Annotated in this window: 14 protein-coding genes, 1 pseudogene and 1 riboswitch; of the genes and pseudogenes, 6 read left to right on the top strand and 9 right to left on the bottom strand. The window is 41.0% G+C overall.

Going from position 1 to position 15,552, the window contains the following annotated elements:
* Nucleotides 1-29: 29 nt before the first annotated feature.
* The 3 genes from HYS07_05665 to HYS07_05655 all read left to right on the top strand — a co-directional run bounded on the left by HYS07_05665 (nt 30) and on the right by HYS07_05655 (nt 1,025).
* A complete protein-coding gene (locus HYS07_05665; protein MBI1870666.1) occupies nt 30-320 on the top strand; it encodes a nucleotidyltransferase family protein in 291 nt (96 codons plus the stop codon).
* A complete protein-coding gene (locus HYS07_05660) occupies nt 313-759 on the top strand; it encodes a DUF86 domain-containing protein (protein ID MBI1870665.1) in 447 nt (148 codons plus the stop codon). The genes HYS07_05665 and HYS07_05660 overlap by 8 nt, the downstream gene beginning before the upstream one ends.
* An 89-nt stretch (nt 760-848) precedes the next feature.
* A complete protein-coding gene (locus HYS07_05655; protein ID MBI1870664.1) occupies nt 849-1,025 on the top strand; it encodes a type II toxin-antitoxin system HicB family antitoxin in 177 nt (58 codons plus the stop codon).
* Nucleotides 1,026-1,240: 215 nt separating this feature from the next.
* On the opposite strand, the gene HYS07_05650 is transcribed toward HYS07_05655, so the two are convergent.
* Together HYS07_05650 and HYS07_05645 are read right to left on the bottom strand one after the other, a co-directional pair.
* Entirely contained in the window at nt 1,241-2,200 is a 960-nt protein-coding gene (locus HYS07_05650; protein MBI1870663.1) for a transketolase family protein, read from the bottom strand.
* A gap of 157 nt (nt 2,201-2,357) precedes the next feature.
* On the bottom strand, nt 2,358-3,227 hold the full coding sequence (locus HYS07_05645) for a transketolase (GenBank protein ID MBI1870662.1): 870 nt from the start codon (nt 3,225-3,227) through the stop codon (nt 2,358-2,360).
* Between the two features lie 70 nt (nt 3,228-3,297).
* Between HYS07_05645 and HYS07_05640 the strand changes: the two are divergent.
* A pseudogene (locus tag HYS07_05640) lies at nt 3,298-3,567 on the top strand ((2Fe-2S) ferredoxin domain-containing protein).
* A gap of 163 nt (nt 3,568-3,730) precedes the next feature.
* Nucleotides 3,731-4,948, top strand: coding sequence for a hypothetical protein (locus HYS07_05635; GenBank protein MBI1870661.1), 1,218 nt, complete (start codon nt 3,731-3,733; stop codon nt 4,946-4,948).
* Nucleotides 4,949-5,033: 85 nt separating this feature from the next.
* On the opposite strand, the gene HYS07_05630 is transcribed toward HYS07_05635, so the two are convergent.
* The 7 genes from HYS07_05630 to HYS07_05600 all read right to left on the bottom strand — a co-directional run bounded on the left by HYS07_05630 (nt 5,034) and on the right by HYS07_05600 (nt 13,280).
* Nucleotides 5,034-6,071, bottom strand: coding sequence for a hypothetical protein (locus tag HYS07_05630; protein MBI1870660.1), 1,038 nt, complete (start codon nt 6,069-6,071; stop codon nt 5,034-5,036).
* An 83-nt stretch (nt 6,072-6,154) separates the two neighbouring features.
* Nucleotides 6,155-6,280: riboswitch (cyclic di-GMP riboswitch) on the bottom strand.
* 162 nt (nt 6,281-6,442) lie between these two features.
* Nucleotides 6,443-7,264, bottom strand: coding sequence for an ABC transporter substrate-binding protein (locus HYS07_05625; GenBank protein MBI1870659.1), 822 nt, complete (start codon nt 7,262-7,264; stop codon nt 6,443-6,445).
* A 271-nt stretch (nt 7,265-7,535) separates the two neighbouring features.
* Nucleotides 7,536-8,876 carry a TldD/PmbA family protein gene (locus tag HYS07_05620; GenBank protein MBI1870658.1) on the bottom strand — a complete coding sequence of 447 codons (1,341 nt, stop codon included), beginning with the start codon at nt 8,874-8,876 and terminating at the stop codon, nt 7,536-7,538.
* Nucleotides 8,873-9,349 carry a GxxExxY protein gene (locus HYS07_05615; GenBank protein ID MBI1870657.1) on the bottom strand — a complete coding sequence of 159 codons (477 nt, stop codon included), beginning with the start codon at nt 9,347-9,349 and terminating at the stop codon, nt 8,873-8,875. Before HYS07_05615 ends, HYS07_05620 begins: the two co-directional genes overlap by 4 nt.
* 65 nt (nt 9,350-9,414) lie before the next feature.
* A complete protein-coding gene (locus HYS07_05610) occupies nt 9,415-10,917 on the bottom strand; it encodes a TldD/PmbA family protein (GenBank protein ID MBI1870656.1) in 1,503 nt (500 codons plus the stop codon).
* A complete protein-coding gene (locus HYS07_05605) occupies nt 10,910-11,272 on the bottom strand; it encodes a four helix bundle protein (protein ID MBI1870655.1) in 363 nt (120 codons plus the stop codon). Before HYS07_05605 ends, HYS07_05610 begins: the two co-directional genes overlap by 8 nt.
* A 46-nt stretch (nt 11,273-11,318) precedes the next feature.
* A complete protein-coding gene (locus HYS07_05600) occupies nt 11,319-13,280 on the bottom strand; it encodes an amylo-alpha-1,6-glucosidase (protein ID MBI1870654.1) in 1,962 nt (653 codons plus the stop codon).
* Between the two features lie 269 nt (nt 13,281-13,549).
* On the opposite strand from HYS07_05600, the gene HYS07_05595 reads away from it, so the two are divergent.
* A complete protein-coding gene (locus HYS07_05595; GenBank protein ID MBI1870653.1) occupies nt 13,550-15,241 on the top strand; it encodes a SpoIIE family protein phosphatase in 1,692 nt (563 codons plus the stop codon).
* Nucleotides 15,242-15,552: the final 311 nt, after the last annotated feature.

Below are 15,552 nucleotides of genomic sequence, written 5' to 3'. Positions count from 1 at the left end.
AAATACGCTATACTTAAATAAATATATTTATGACACGTGACGAAATTCTCCATTTTCTTCAAAGACATAAAGCAGAGCTTAAGACAAACTTTGGGGTCGTCAGCATCGGTTTGTTTGGGAGCTACGCACGAAATGAGGCTCGTGAGGAGAGTGATATTGATATTCTTGTCGATATTGTAAGTCCAAATAAATTCAGGAGTTTTTTTAATTTGAACCATTTTCTTGAATCTTCTTTCAAAAAAAAGGTCGATCTTGGACTTGAGTCTTCCTTAAAAGAATTTATTCGCCGTCGTATTCAAAAAGATGTGATTTATGCCTAAGCGTGATGTGGAACATTATATTGTTGATGTTTTAGTGGCTATTTATAAGGTAAATCACCTTGTTCGCAGTTTTTTCTCCAAGCAAGAGCTCTTGCGAGATTTTAGGTCATACGATGCAGTTTTGAGAGAACTACAAGTGATAGGGGAAGCGATTGGTAATTTGATTCGATATAAAATTTTGAATGAACAATATCGCCCAATAGTAGACTTTAGAAATAAAATTACGCATGAATATTTTGGGATTGATATCGATATTGTTTGGTCTGTCTTAAGAGAAGAGCTTCCACTGCTTGACAAGGTAGTTCATGAATTAGTTCTAAACTACTCTGAAAAAAATAGTTTAATTGAGGCCATTGATTGTGCCTTGATTGATCATCAAAGAATGCAACAGGGTGAAATCGAAGATTTCTTAAAAAAACTCAAAAAAAAGTTTATTTAATCACCTTATAACTCTTAACACTCTCTGACGCCGCAGCGTAATAGATTTCCGCAATACTTAAATTAAAGATATATAGGAGCTATAGTAAAATGTTTCAGTCCTTTTGCGCAGTTATTCATAAAGAAGATCATCTTTACGTTGCGGAATGTCCAGAGGTTGGAACTGTCAGTCAAGGTTCTGCATTGGAAGAGGCCATTTCGAACTTAAAAGAAGCCACGGAACTTTATCTCCAAGAATTTCCCAGTTCTCATTTAGAAAACATTTGATAGTTCTCTCTTGCCATGGAAACAGATGCACATTATATGGGTAGAGAAAGGGCTTTGGTTCTAGCAAAAGCCCTTAAGGTTCATCCAGCCGTTATTTTATTTCCAGATTTTGATATGGCTTTGGTGGCTTGATTTCTAAGGTGAGTAAGTTTCATATCAAGGTTGCCTACGAAGGTTCTAGTGTTATTGTGTAAAAAGATTTAAAAAAAGATTAATTAGCGTAGAGATTTTCTCTTAAACACTTTTCGGACAGATTCGACAATATGGCGGGAGGTGAGGCCATATTTTACAAGAAGCTCGTCACCTTTTCCAGATTCTGCGTAGGTGTCGTTGATGGCAACATATTCGATGGGAACAGGATGGATTTGAGCCGTTGCTTGGGCTACTGCACTTCCTAAGCCTCCAATTAAAAGATGCTCTTCGGCGGTTACAATGGCTCCCGTTTTTTTGCACTCGGATTTTAAGAGCTCCAAATCCAGAGGCTTAATGGTGTGCATGTCAATGACAGAAGCGCTCATTCCTTCATTTTGAAGTTTTTCTGCAGCCATTAAGGCTTCAAAGACAAGAAGGCCATTTGCAATGAGTGTGACATCCTGTCCTTCCCGGAGGAGGACCCCTTTTCCAATTTTAAATTTCGTTTTTTCAGTGTGAACAAGTGGGGCTTTCGGGCGTCCGGTGCGAATATAAAAGGGGCCAGGAGTTTGGGCTGCTTGAATGACGAGCTCTCGCGTGCAATGTTCATCCGAAGGGAGGATGACGGTGAATCCTGGAAGAGAAGCTGCAAGAGCAATGTCTTCGATCGCCTGTTGAGAGGCTCCGTCCTCACCGACACTGATTCCACCATGAGAGGCGACGATTTTGACATTGGCCATGGGATTGGCGATAGACATGCGCAGTTGATCGTAGGATTTGCAGATGACAAAGCAGGCAAAGCTTGAAACAAAGACAATTTTTCCTGAAAGGGCGAGTCCCGATGCAACACCCACCATGTTTGCTTCAATGATGCCGCAGTTAATAAATCGATCCGGGAATTCTTTTCCAAAAAGTTCGGTTTTAGTTGATTTGGAGAGATCCGCATCCAAGACGACAATGTTTTGGTTTTTCTTCCCAAGCTCTATGAGGGCTTTCCCATAAGCATCACGCGTTGCTGCACCTAATTTTTTTTCGAGAGGCATAGATGTTTCCTAGTCATTGTAATTTTAATTCATCCAACTTTCGTCCACCCATCTAGAGGAAAATGGTCCACAGTCCACAGTCAACGGTTCACAGCTTTAAAGGAATTATTTTTTTCTATGGACTGTAGACCGTTGACCGTGGACTCGTTGTTCATCGCTATCTTTTTAAAATTTCTTCAATTCGTTCTGATTTTTCACCTAATTCTGAGAGCGCTTTTCTCATTTCATCAGGCGTAGGAGCAACCCCATGAAAGTGATTGTTATTTTCCATGAAAGAGACTCCTTTCCCTTTGACCGTATGGGCAATGATCATCGTAGGTTGATTTTTGATTTTTTTAGCTTGTTCTAAAGAATCAATAATTTGTTTCATGTTGTGACCATCAATTTCCTGAACATGCCAGCCAAAGGATTCCCACTTATGTTTCATGGGCTCCATGTTTAAAATGTCTTTGACGGCCCCATCCAGTTGAAATTTGTTGTAATCTAAAATGACAGTGACATTGTCTATTTTCTGATGGGAGGCAAACATCGCAGCTTCCCATATTTGCCCCTCATTGGATTCTCCATCGCCAATCATGCAGTAAGTCCAGTAGTCTTTTTTGTCGAGCTTGGCTGCAAGCCCAATTCCTAAAGCGACTGAAAGGCCTTGGCCAAGCGAACCCGTGGAGGCTTCGACAAAATCCATTTTTCTACGATCGGGATGTCCCTGCAGGGGAGAGCCTAATTTTCGCAAATTATAAATCCACTCATAGGGAAAATAGCCGGATCTTTCATAAGCGGCGTAAAGGGCAGGGGCTGCATGGCCTTTGCTGAGAACAAAGCGGTCTCGATCCTGCCAGTGCGGATTTTTAGAGTCATGCCGCATGATATTGAAGAAAAGGGCTGTGATTATATCAATGGCGGAAAGCGAACTTCCTGGATGACCCGAGGCGGCTTTTCCAATCATGATAATGATGTCTTTTCTCATCTCATGGGCTAAATTTTCAAGTTCTTTAATCGATAATTTTTGCATAAGTGGAGATATCATATTCTTTCTCTTAGAGTGAGTAAATACAAAATATTCATGGTAAAATGATTGTGCTAAAAGAAGGTCAACAATGAAAGCCTCTAAAAATCCTTATCAAAAGCATATCTTTATCTGCACGAACCATCGTAAAAATGGTGAAGTGTCTTGCGCTCAAGCAGGGGAAGAGATTTGCGAATATTTAAAGTCTTATGTGAAAGATCATGGTCTAAAAGGGAAAGTCCGTGTGAGTCGGTCGGGGTGTTTTGATCTTTGTGCTCAAGGGCCTAATGTGATGATTTTCCCTGATAATATCTGGTATCGCCATGTCGAGATGAAAGATTTGAAGGAAGTGATTGAAAGTCAGTTTGATCCCCTCCTAAAAGACAAATCATCAAGTAATAAATCAACACAAATGCAAGCCTCTTTTTATATTTAACTTATTGCTCTCTAGTATATTATGTAAAATTTACCGCTACCCTACCGCCTTTCCTTTTACATGCTATAATGTAATGGGAGATTCTTTTATGGGACGAAAGGTTTCTCTAATTGTTTTTCTCACCTTGTTTGTCATCAGTGGATTCTCTTCAGACGCTGGGCCTTCTGGAGAAGGAGACCCTCTGGCCTCCTCTCCTGGAGAACAGGTGAATCAGAGTAATAACCCGTCTTCTGGAGGAGAGGGATCTCATGAAGAAAAGCGTTCGGAAACTGTTCAAGACCATCATGGTCAGAAGGGCGAGGGCGAGGTTCATAGCGATCAGCCGGGAGGAAAAGGAAAAAAGGGAGATGGAAATAAAGGAAATCCGAAAAATCCAAATTTAAAAAATTTGAAGGAAGGAACTCTTTTAGGCCATGGCAAATTATCTCCCAAAGAACGTCGTCAACGTAGGCGAAAGGTCATTAAAAAATTGATTAAACATCATCAAGAAAACTCAAATACAAATACGGATACAAGTAATGAAAGCAGTGGCGGAACGAGCAGTTCAGGAACGAGTAGTTCAGGGAGTTCAGGGGGTGATTCTTCATCTTTAAATACAACCCAGGATAGTGCTCAAGGGGGTGATTCCTCAAATAATTATTATTACGAAGGATTTGTGGGAGGTAGTAATTTTTGGAGTTCTCCGACTTCGTTTGGAGGAGGTTCTTCAACGGGAGGACTGACAGATACTATTAATTCTGGCAGTCAAAATATGGAAGAGGGAAGGCCAGGGTATGGCAAGGTAAGGCATAAAATTAAAAAGAAATTAAAAGAGCTTCATGAAGAATATCAAGAGAATCATCAAAATGTAAATTGGGCGGAGAATATCAAAGAAGATCTCAGAGGAAAATTTGATTTCAAAGACCTTCAAGAATTTAAGGATGCACTGAAACTTCAGGGGAATGACTTTAAGACATTAGGAAATGATTTTAAAAATGGGTTGGGAAGAATGGATTTTTCGAGGCCGGATTTTGATAGAAATCAAGGAGCTGCTCATTTGAATCTTAATCTTCCTTCATCTTCAAATTTAGGTTCTGGAGCTCCATCAGGTCATGTAAGAGAGAGTGTTGCTTCATCTTTGAGGGAAACCATTTCCAATGCTGTTGAAAGTCCAGGCCCTTCCCATGGTGGGGATGGAGGTATAGGGCCTATTGAATCTCACGCACCTGAGGGTAGAGGGATAGGGGATCATTCTGGAACTGATGTTCATGACCCTGGAATGTCTGGGGGAGACTCAGGAGTAGGTAGACCTGGGCGGGATCGGTAACACTCATTTTTTCTTTCCTTTAGAAGTAGTATCCTCATCATCTCCACTTTTGTTTCCTCCTCCCATCTCGTCATCATCGATGCCATCATGGGAGGTCCTCGGTATCTTCGTCGTGGTCATGTCCGTGATCTCCATTACCTTGACCAGGATTGTCTTCGTCATCGTGGTCCTCATTATTGCCATGTCCGTTATTATCGTGAGCCTCTCCCGAATCATCATCATTTTCGGTATCCTCAAGGTCTTCTTCGTCTTTAGTAGGATCCTCAAGATCTTCTTCGTCATTTTCTTCGATGGGTTCTTCAATATTTTCATCTTCATTTTCATCTTCAGAATTTTTCCCTTCTGTTTCATCTTCGTCTGAAGGAGGGCTGTCTTCACTTTCAGCAGAGTCATCATTGTCTTCAACATCTTCATTCTCATCGGCTACTGGTTCCTCAGTGGGGACCCCGCCACGGTAAAAAAGAATGCCGCCTGTTGTATCCCCTTCAGGAAGAGAGGGGAAAGTGTCAGTCGTGTTTAAAGAAGAGGATGTGTCACTTGAAGTGAAAAAGGTTTCAAGTTGAGAGAATTTGACTAACTCTACATGGCCGTCCGCAAAGCCGGCAAAGGCTCCTCCCATGTGGCGAGGGTCGACATCCTGGACGCTTGAGATAGCGGCCTTGTTAAGACTGTCAGAGGTGACGATGGTTTCGGAAGGGTTCGTAATAAGGCTTAGACTTTTTCCTTGAACCCATTCATTAATTCCATAGGAGTAAGTGGGTGTTGGATCTGTAATTTTACCTTGTACCTTAGGACATTGAGTGACTCCAAATTGTAAGTCGTAGTAAAATGGTACGGAAGAATCAGCGTAAACCCATGCTCCAGATAGACGTTCTTTTTGGAGAGGGGATAATTTTAGTTGGGCAAGTTCTGTCGGAAAATTTTCATGGTCGACAGCATACATGATGAGCGCTGCGGTTAAATTCTTCTGGTTGCTGATGCATTTTGCTTGGAGTCCTTTTTCTCGTGCGGATGTAATTGCAGATAAGAGAAGTCCTGCAATGCTTAGAATAATCGCAATGCCTGAAACAACTTCGATCAGACTGAATCCCAGACTAAATTCTTTGACCCGTCGCTTTTTCATAGAGTTCCTCTTCGTGCCCATAAAAAAACCTGTTCTTCTATTCGAAGAACAGGTGTGCACAAAGGAACTCTAAGTTCACAGCCTTTGGCAGTTCAGCCACCCTGACTCTGGGTTCCTGACTCGTGGAATGTTATACGATTCACGAACTCAAAATCTTCGGATCTGTAACTTTGCGCCCCATTCTTTCGAATAGTTTGCCTTTATCGGGCTATAACCTTGCTTTATTCTGCTTTTACTAACACCACAAGGTCTCTTTATAAGACCTCTTACCCCCATTCTCACGCTGCTGAGTGGGCGATGTCAAGGGAAAATGAATCCTGACATTAAACAGTTTTGAACATCGATAACTCATTGCTAAAAAGGGAGTTATATTAGATATATTCTAATTTTTTTTGGAGGATTAATCCTTCCTCAAAGGCTCTAGTGAGAAGGACGTCAATGGCTTTTTGGCTTTGCTCGCTCATTTCAATGGTGTCGTCGTTCACATACATGCCAATAAATTTATCCGCAAGGACGGGATCCATTCCACGAGCAAATTGAAGGGCGTACTCTACCGCTTCTTTTCGATGGGAAAGTGAATAACAAATACTTTCTTTAATAAGACGGGCGATTTTTTTCTGAAGAGAGGGTTCTAAATCTTTTCGAATTCCGTTCACTCCGAGGGGAAGAGGAAGTCCGGTTGTTTCGTTCCACCAAACTCCTAAATCTAAAATTTTATGAAGGCCATTTTTTGAAAATGTAAGCTGTCCTTCATGAATGATCAGGCCAACATCCACTTCTTTTTTTTCCACGGCTGCAATAATTTGATTGAAAGGAATGATTTTGGTTCGAATATTTCGGTCAAAAAGTTTAAGAGCAAGATAAGCTGTGGTCAGGGTTCCGGGAACCGCAATGATTTTCCATTTAAGATCTTCAATGCTCATTTTTTCTCGAGCGACTAAAAGGGGGCCATAGTTATCTCCAATGCTTGCGCCAGATTTTAAAATGTTATAGCGGTCGCTGACATAAGGATAGGCATGGACTGAAAGGGCGGTGACTTCATAAATCCCTTCTTTGGCTTTTTGATTAAGGGTTTCGATATCGCTTAAGATATGTGTGAATTCAATTTCTTCAGACGGAACAAAACCTTTGGCTAGACCGTAAAACATGAATGCGTCATCGGCGTCGGGACTGTGGGCGAGTTTAAGAGACATTTTAGTTTTAGAGTAAAACATAGTATCCTTTCGATATTCCAAAAATCAAAATTCAGTCATGAAAATGAGACGTTGTTACTGGCTATTTCCCTCCTTTGTACCCCAAAGGGGAGGAACTCAATTTTCATCCACTTGGGTGGACTGAAAGTTCATGATGACAAAAATCAAAATGACATATTAAAATTTAAAATGATTTCATGATCTATGACATAGATATATTTTGGATTTTGAGATGTCATTTTGATTTTTGATGTTTAAATTTTGGATTTTATTAATATTTAGTACTGCTTGTAAAGTGAAAATCGTTCGCTTTTAAAGCAGGGACAATCATATCCATTCCTTCCTCTCCAGAGGCACGGACACTGGGTCCTAATTCAACCACATTATTTAATAGATGAAATAAGCTTTCGTTGAATCTTAAATTTTTAACGGCCGATTTTAAAACGCCATTTTCAATTAAAAAAGTCCCATCTCTTGTCATTCCCGTCAAGATTTTTTGCATGGGATCGACTTCACGGATATACCAGAAACGAGTCATGAGAAGCCCTCGATCCGTTCCTTCAATCATTTGCTTGAGGGAGGAGTTTCCCCCGTTCATGACGAAATTCATGGGTGCTTCTCCATAAGCGTTGGGAACCGGAAATCCATGGCCTGTAGGCTTTTTTTGAGAGCGAAGAGCGCTTGATTGGCTATAGACCAAATTTTTTAAAATGCCATTTTGGACCAACTCAATTTGCTTTTTTGGAAATCCTTCACCGTCAAAGGGGGCTCCTGATTGTAAGGGGTGATAAATATCATCCTTAAAAGTAATATTTGAACCAAAAATTTTTTTATCCAATTTTTCTGTAAAGGCACTCCTTTGTTCTAAAACGGAAAGTCCTCCAAAATCAAGAAGCATGAATTCAAGGAGATCAAGCACAGCAGAGGGTTCGAGAATCACGGTGTAAGCACCTGCAGAAATATCAATCGGATTCTTACTTAAAATAGCTTTTTCAGAAGCCTGTAAGGCCAAGGTTTCGACGGGGATTTGAGTAGAATCGGGGTGACCCATTTTTGCCCAACCTGAACCTAGTTTGTTATCCATCATGGTGGTTGAAAAAACAGCGTAGGTTTCCTCAGAATAGGCTCGAAGTCCTTTGGAATTTCCAAGGGCATGACGTGTGAGATCATTTGCGAAAATACCTGCGCAAGTCAGATTTTTTAGTTGTGCGATTTTGATGGGGACTGAAACCGCACGAGCTCTGGTTTCAGCTTTGATGTGATCTGTTCTTTCATAAGCGTGTTTCACTGTGGGATAAGTTTGGGGCCCTGGCATGGGAAGAAGGTCGGGATCCTCAGGGGTTAGGGAAGCCAGATGATTTGACAACTGGGTCATTTTTTTGAGATATTCCATGTCCGTTTTATTCGTAGTGACCCGAGCCGTTTTTTTTCCAAAGGATGAACGAATCGAAACTTCAATATCTTCGTCCCCCATATTTTGATGAATCTCGTTATTGGCAAACCGGGTGAGGGCATGGGTGATCCAGTTAAAATGAATTTCAGTTTCATCAGCCTGACTGGTTTTGAAAACCGTATCAAAAACTTGTTCAGATTTCTCTTTGAGTATTTTCATTGTTCGCGGATCAAACGCGGATCTACTACGCGGATCAAACGCGGATCTGCAACGCGGATCTGGCGCTGATCTCTCTTTGATCTTCTTTTAGTGTCGTAGGCGATGCGTTCAAACTCTAGTTCGTTTTCTCCAAAGTTGATTAGCAAACCCAATTTGTATTCGGATCCTTTTAAATAATGCCACAATTGTTCTTTATCTTGCCGTAGTAAAAAAGGTTTTCTTTTGAGTTCAACGAGCACACAATCATTGATAACTTTATCAGGAATATAAGTTCCTACTTTCTTTTTGTTGTAGAAAATGTCTATGTGTTTTTGGTTATCAACCTTAAGTCCCCTTTTCTTGAGTTCCTCCGTGAGGGCTTTATCAATGATAGATTCTTTGAATGCACTTGCGAATTCCTTCCATATCCAGAAACACGCTCCTCTAATCTCATATGTAATCTCCTGATACAGCAATTTTTCTTCTATAGCCATAAATAGATCCGCATTTGATCTGCGTTTATAGATCTGCGTTAGATCCGCGTTTATAGATCTTCTTGTCAATGACTGGCTCCAACCTTTATCCCGCGAAACCTAGCTGGACTAGAACCGTGACCTGTTCCCATGGTTTGGCAGGGTTGTCCTTTGCCACAATTGGGAGTTCCCCAGAGCGTCCAATATCGATCACTACAAATGGCATCGCAGGCGTTCCAGAATTCGGGTGTGATTCCCCAATAAATTGGGTTTTTGACCCTATTCATCTTCTTGCCATTTTTAATTTCCCATCCTATTTCAGTTCCAAATTGAAAATTGAGCCTACGATCATCAATGCTCCAGCTTCGATTTGTTTCTAAATAAATTCCATCTTTTGTGTCTGCAATTAAGTTTTCAAAGTCCCAATTTTTTGGCATGAGGCTAATATTGGTCATGCGGATTAATGGAATCCGATTCCAGCTTTCAGCTCGCATGGTTCCATTGCTGCGTGTTTCGCCGATATCTTGAGCGGTCTCGCGAGAGGAGAGATAGCCTACAAATTGTCCCTCTCGAATAATATCCGTTCCTTGTGCAGGGACGCCCTCATCATCATAGCCAAACGTGCCGAGACCTGGACCATGTGAAAGTCTAGCGTCAGCGACGACGTGAACAATAGGGGATCCGTACTGAAGGGTTTTTAATTGATCTAGCGTAAGAAAACTTTTTCCGGCGTAATTGGCCTCACTTCCGAGCACTCGATCGAGCTCAATAGGGTGTCCAACCGATTCATGGATTTGAAGACCGAGTTGAGAGCTGTCTAAAATGAGATCCTTTTCTCCAACAGGGCAACTGGGGGCATCTAAAAGGCGAACGGTTTCTTCAGCGATTCTTGGAACGTTTTTGAGAAGTTCTAGCTCTTGAATGAGCTCATAACCCTTTTTTTGGTATTGTCCCCCAAAGGAATTAGGGTAAGAACGTTTTTGCAATTCTCCATCTCGAAAAGCCATCGCAACAAACCCTGCTCCACTGGTGATAAAGTGCTGGAGAATACGGCTTCCTTCGCTCGAGAGAAAAAGTTTGTGTTCTTTATGAAAATGCATGGATGTTTCAGAGATGCTGATCCCTTTGGTTTTTCTGATTTCTTCATCGATTTGTAATAAAAAATTAAGTTGCTCTTCAATAGGAACTGAAAAAGGATCGATGGAGAAGGGGCTGGACCATTCTGTTTGAATCGGTTTTTCTTCGGCCAGTCGAACAGGCTCTTTTTTTGTGAGGGCGCTGGCCTTAGCAATTTTAATGGCTTTAAAGGCTGTCCGTAATACATTTTCATTTGAAAGATCATGCGTAGCCGCAAATCCCCAGGCCCCATGATAAAGAAGCCTGATTCCTAGGCCTTGCGATTCTTCAATATCCAAACTGGTTGGAACTCCATTTTTGGTGGCCAGATTTCGGCTGGTGGATTCAATTAATCGGACATCGGCGTAGGAAGCTCCAAGCGAAATAGCCTCATCGAGGGCATTTTGGGCAAGGGATTCGAGGGAAAGCCTCTTGATTTCGGATTTCGGATTTCGAATCTCGGATTTATTCATTTTTCTGTTTTTCTTTTGTAGTTCTTCCTGTTGCGGTAAAGATCGCTGTTAACTCGTTTGCTTCTTTAAGCAAGACATGTATTTGGGTATCAGTAACCAGCTTAGTTTCTATAAGCAATTCAAGCCAATAAACTGATTCATCGGATTCTTCTTCGACAATGCCAATTTTTGACACAAAATCCGCTTTGGATCTTGCACGACATGCAGCTCTATAATTTGCCCCGATGGATGTTGCAGAGCGTAGAAGTTGACGATTTATAATATCCAATGTTTTTGAACGTGGCAATTTTTCAACCAAAAGAATGATTTTAAGTCCAAACAGTTTAGTCCTCGTTTTTAACTCTTGAGAATTCATTTTGTTTTTCAATTCGAAATTCGAAATCCGAGATTCGAAATAGGCTTTATTTCAGTTCTTCCACAACGACTCTCAAAATTTCTGCAACACTCCAGGCCTGAGAAATGCATCCATTGGGCTCATGGGGTGCGTCTCCATCAAAGAGTTCGGAGATGGTTCCAATGCCATTTTCATAAAGATGATCCCGAAAAGGTTCAAGCATTTCTTTGACTTTATCAAGGGTGCGGCCCGTACGACCATGGACTTTTAAAAAAGAAGTAACATAGGGCCCCAAGAGCCAGGGCCAAACGGTTCCTTGATGATAAGATTTGTCACGGACAATGGCGTTACCGGAATATTTTCCTGTGTATTTTGGATTTTGAGGGGAGAGACTTCGAAGCCCATAAGGGGTGAGGAGTTCTTGTTCAATGATTTTTAAAACGGGACGATGGTGCTCTGTTTTAAGAATAGGGAAGGGAAGGCTGATTGAAAAAATTTGATTGGGGCGAATCGACGGATCTCCCTGATTTTCTTGAATAACATCATAGAGGCATTCGAGTTCGGGATTCCAAAAGAGGTGGTTAAAACTTTTTTTTGCCAGGTCGGCCATTGAGCTATAATGGTCTCTGAGTGGGAGAAAACCAAATCGATCGGAAAAAAATTCCATGATTTTGAGGGCGTTATACCAAAGGGCGTTCACTTCAACGGCTTTCCCTACACGGGGAGTGATGACATTGTCACCAATTTTTGCATCCATCCAAGTCAATTGGCTGCCTTTTTCTCCTGCAAAAAGAAGACCGTCCTCTTCCACGTGAATTTGATAGCGGGTTCCCTGTTCATGCCAGTGAATCATATCTTTAAGAACAGGAAAAAGCGTCGAGCGAATAAAAATTTCATCGCCGGTATAAAGAAAATATTGGTAGATCGCATTAAAAAACCACAGGGTTGCATCGACGGTGTTGTAGTCAGGCTCTTTTCCTTCATCAGGAAATCGGTTCGGGAGCATTCCCTGTGAACAATATTTTGAATAGGTGGTGAGAATGCTTTTTGCAAGGTCAAATCGACCTGTCGCTAAGGTAAGTCCGGGAAGGCTGATCATGGTGTCACGCCCCCAATCACTAAACCAGTGATATCCCCCAATGACAGAGGCAGAACCTTTTTCTCCTCTTTGGACAAGAAAAGTATCTGCCGCCAAGAAGAGGGAAAAGGCAAGCTTATCGTCTTTATTGCAATTTTTTAGAATCAGTTTTTTTCGTTCTGTTTCTTTAAATTCTGCCTGAAGAAGATCTGAGGATGAAAGCTCGTCGGTTGAAACAATCAGGAAACAGGAGCCTCCCGGAGCGATGTCAAACGTTAAGTCGCCAGGGGTAAATAAATCTTCACGATAATCCAGGCCTCGACGGTATTCCTTTTCATATTCAAAATTTTGATACCATAATGGGTTATCGGCAAATTGCGCAGGGCTAAAAAAGAAATGAATCATCGGGGCATTTTTGTAGGGCTTCAGTCTGAGTAGGCCCTCTTGACATTCGACTTTGGGATTAAAGAAAGGATTCTCATGGGTGAGTTCATGGAATCTTCGACAAGCCACAAAACTCATGAGACTGAGTTTAATCGGTTTAGGACTCTCAAGCAGGCGATAAAAAATAATTGTCGCATTCTTTTCAAAAATCATATAAACATTTTTTTCGAGTCGAACCCCATCAACGGAGTAAATGAATTTGGGGTAGAATTCAAAAGAAAAAAGTTCTAAATGTTGATGACCCATCGGATGAATGGTTTCAGGAAATTTGTTGCAAGAAAGATCATAGGATTTTCCATCGATGTGAATGGTTTCCTCTACTTTAGAGAGAATGACCATGCGGTTGGTGGGGGGCTCTATACTTGCAACCAGGAGGCCGTGATATCGGCGAGTATTGGCGCCACAGATGGTCGAAGAGGCGTAACCGCCCAGGCCATTGGTGACGACCCATTCTCGTTTAGAGGCCCGATCATAGTTCTTTAGAATTTCTTTATGAAATGCGATCATGATTCATTCGTACCCAAGGACAGAGATAGGAAATGAGAACCGAGACGCAAAAGCTTGAGCTAGATTGGCCTGAAGAAAACGTAGGCATACACTGAGAGGTGTCTGTCGAGGCTTTCTGAAGGACAAGATGGCCAAGATCTTGCGTCGAATTCCATTTTCCTATCTCTGTTCTTGGGTTACATTAGATTTTGGAAAAAGATTGTAGAATAAGTTGTGGCGATTGGCTATCTAAAACAAATTGATAATTTAAAATTGAAAATGGATAACTCATGAATCTCATTGTTATTCATGGTGTTGAAGAAGGACAGGTCTATCCTATTCATGAGGGGGTTTCCATTGGGCGAGATAAGAGCAATCAATGGGTTCTTCATGATCTGCGCGTCTCAGAGTTTCATGCCCAAATTAGCAAGGATGAAGGCTCCTACATTCTTCGAAATCTAGATGCCGTTAATGGGACATATGTCAATGGCATATTTATTAATCGGTATGTGCTCAAAGAGGGGGATGAAATTCTTTTGGGAGGGACGCTTCTAAAATTTTCGAGTGCCCTTGCGTTATCTCATGAAGAAAGAGAAAACCCTTTGGAAGTCGTTACCAAAAAATTAATTTCTCCGCCGATTGCTCAAATCTTTCCGAGTCAGGATCTTTCTTCTTATCTTGAATTTGAACCTTCTTTTTCAGATTTAGAACTCATCAAAAAAACAGAAAAAAATCTTTCACTTTTTTATCGGGCAAGCTCTATTTTAAATTCTATTTTAGAAGAGGATTTTTTGATTTATAAAATTTTGGACTTGATAGGAGAAGTTATTTCTGCAGACCGCTATGTCATTCTTTGCTGTGATGAAAAGACTCAAGAATTTGTTCCCCGGAGCATTCGACGTGGAACGGATCGGGCTGGATATTATCCTTTGGAGATCAGTAAGGAAATTTTGGATACCGTTCTTCGTGAAGGGGTGGGCGTTCTTTGTGTGCATGCAGGTCAGGATGAAAGATTTCGAAAATCGCAAACCGTACAGATTCATGGGATCAAATCAGCGATTTGTGTTCCGATTATTTTAAAGAAAAATGTTCTAGGGATGATCTATTGCGATACGCTTTTTAAAATGGGTCAATTTGAAGAAGATGATTTGCGTTTTTTGAGCGGATTTGCGGCACAAGTGGCGGTGAGTCTTTCTCAAGTGCGGCAGTATCAAAAGATTTATGGAGAAGGGCAGAATGTGAAATATGAATCTGAAGCCATTGATCAAATTCATCAGGCTTTACTTCCAAAAGAATTTCCAGAAATTCCAGGATTTGATTTTTCATTTTGCCGCTGGGCTGCAAAAGAAGTCGGGAATGATTATTATGACTGGTATTGGGTCGATGATTATCGATTGGCCTTGGTCTTGGCGGATGTGAGCGGCAAGGGTATTTCGGGAGCGCTTGCGATGGCGATGTTTCGTTTAATGCTTAAGACCAAAATAAAAGGGGCTTTATCGCCGAAGGAATTACTTAACACACTTAATCAATGGCTTTTGAAGAACTTGAAAAAAGATATGTTGATCAGTTGCAATATTGTTTTTTTAGATGTTAAGAATGATGTTCTTTCTTTTGCGAGAGCTGGGCATTTACCTCTTTTAATCATGAGGGATGAAGGAAAGGAAAAGATTCAATTAACTACCAAGGGTGTTGCATTAGGGGTCTCTGATTGGGATTCTGAAAATATGATTGAAGAAAAAAATATAGAATTAAAAAAAGGAGATAAAATTTTCTTTTACACGGATGGAGCCCTTCATGCTCGAAATGCTTTTCATCAAACTTTCGAGCATTATTTTATACCTGCCATCGAAAATGTCCTCAAAGAGGCCTCACACGAGAAGGCGAAAGTGATTCTCCAAAAACTTTTAAAGCAAGTAACAGAATTCATCCAAGATCAGCCCCAAACCGATGATGTGACGTTGGGGCTTGTTAAGGTGGGGTGAAAGGGAGATTGGAAAACAATGTGAACTAAAGGTATATAAAAACAGTTACTTTTAGTTCATAAAGGCTCTGTTGCAAAATGTGCATCACCCGTTATTCTTCGAGCCGAGTCTCGAGAAGTCGAAGATTTCGAGCCGAATCGAGAAGTTCGAGCTCAAAACATTTGTTCTCGACTGCGCTCGAACGGTAAAGCTTACATTTTGCAACAGTTCCATAAAGTAGAGGAAATCATTATGTAAGGGCTTGAAGGAATAGCTGGTTATTCTATAAGAAACCTTCCTTTATCAATTGTGAGATGGAAATTTCTAAATTT

The organism is Chlamydiota bacterium, from assembly GCA_016178055.1.
Lineage (GTDB): Bacteria > Auribacterota > JACPWU01 > JACPWU01 > JACPWU01 > JACOUC01.
The sequence above is the reverse complement of the archived record's forward strand: the minus strand, read 5'-3'. Positions and strand labels throughout refer to the sequence as shown.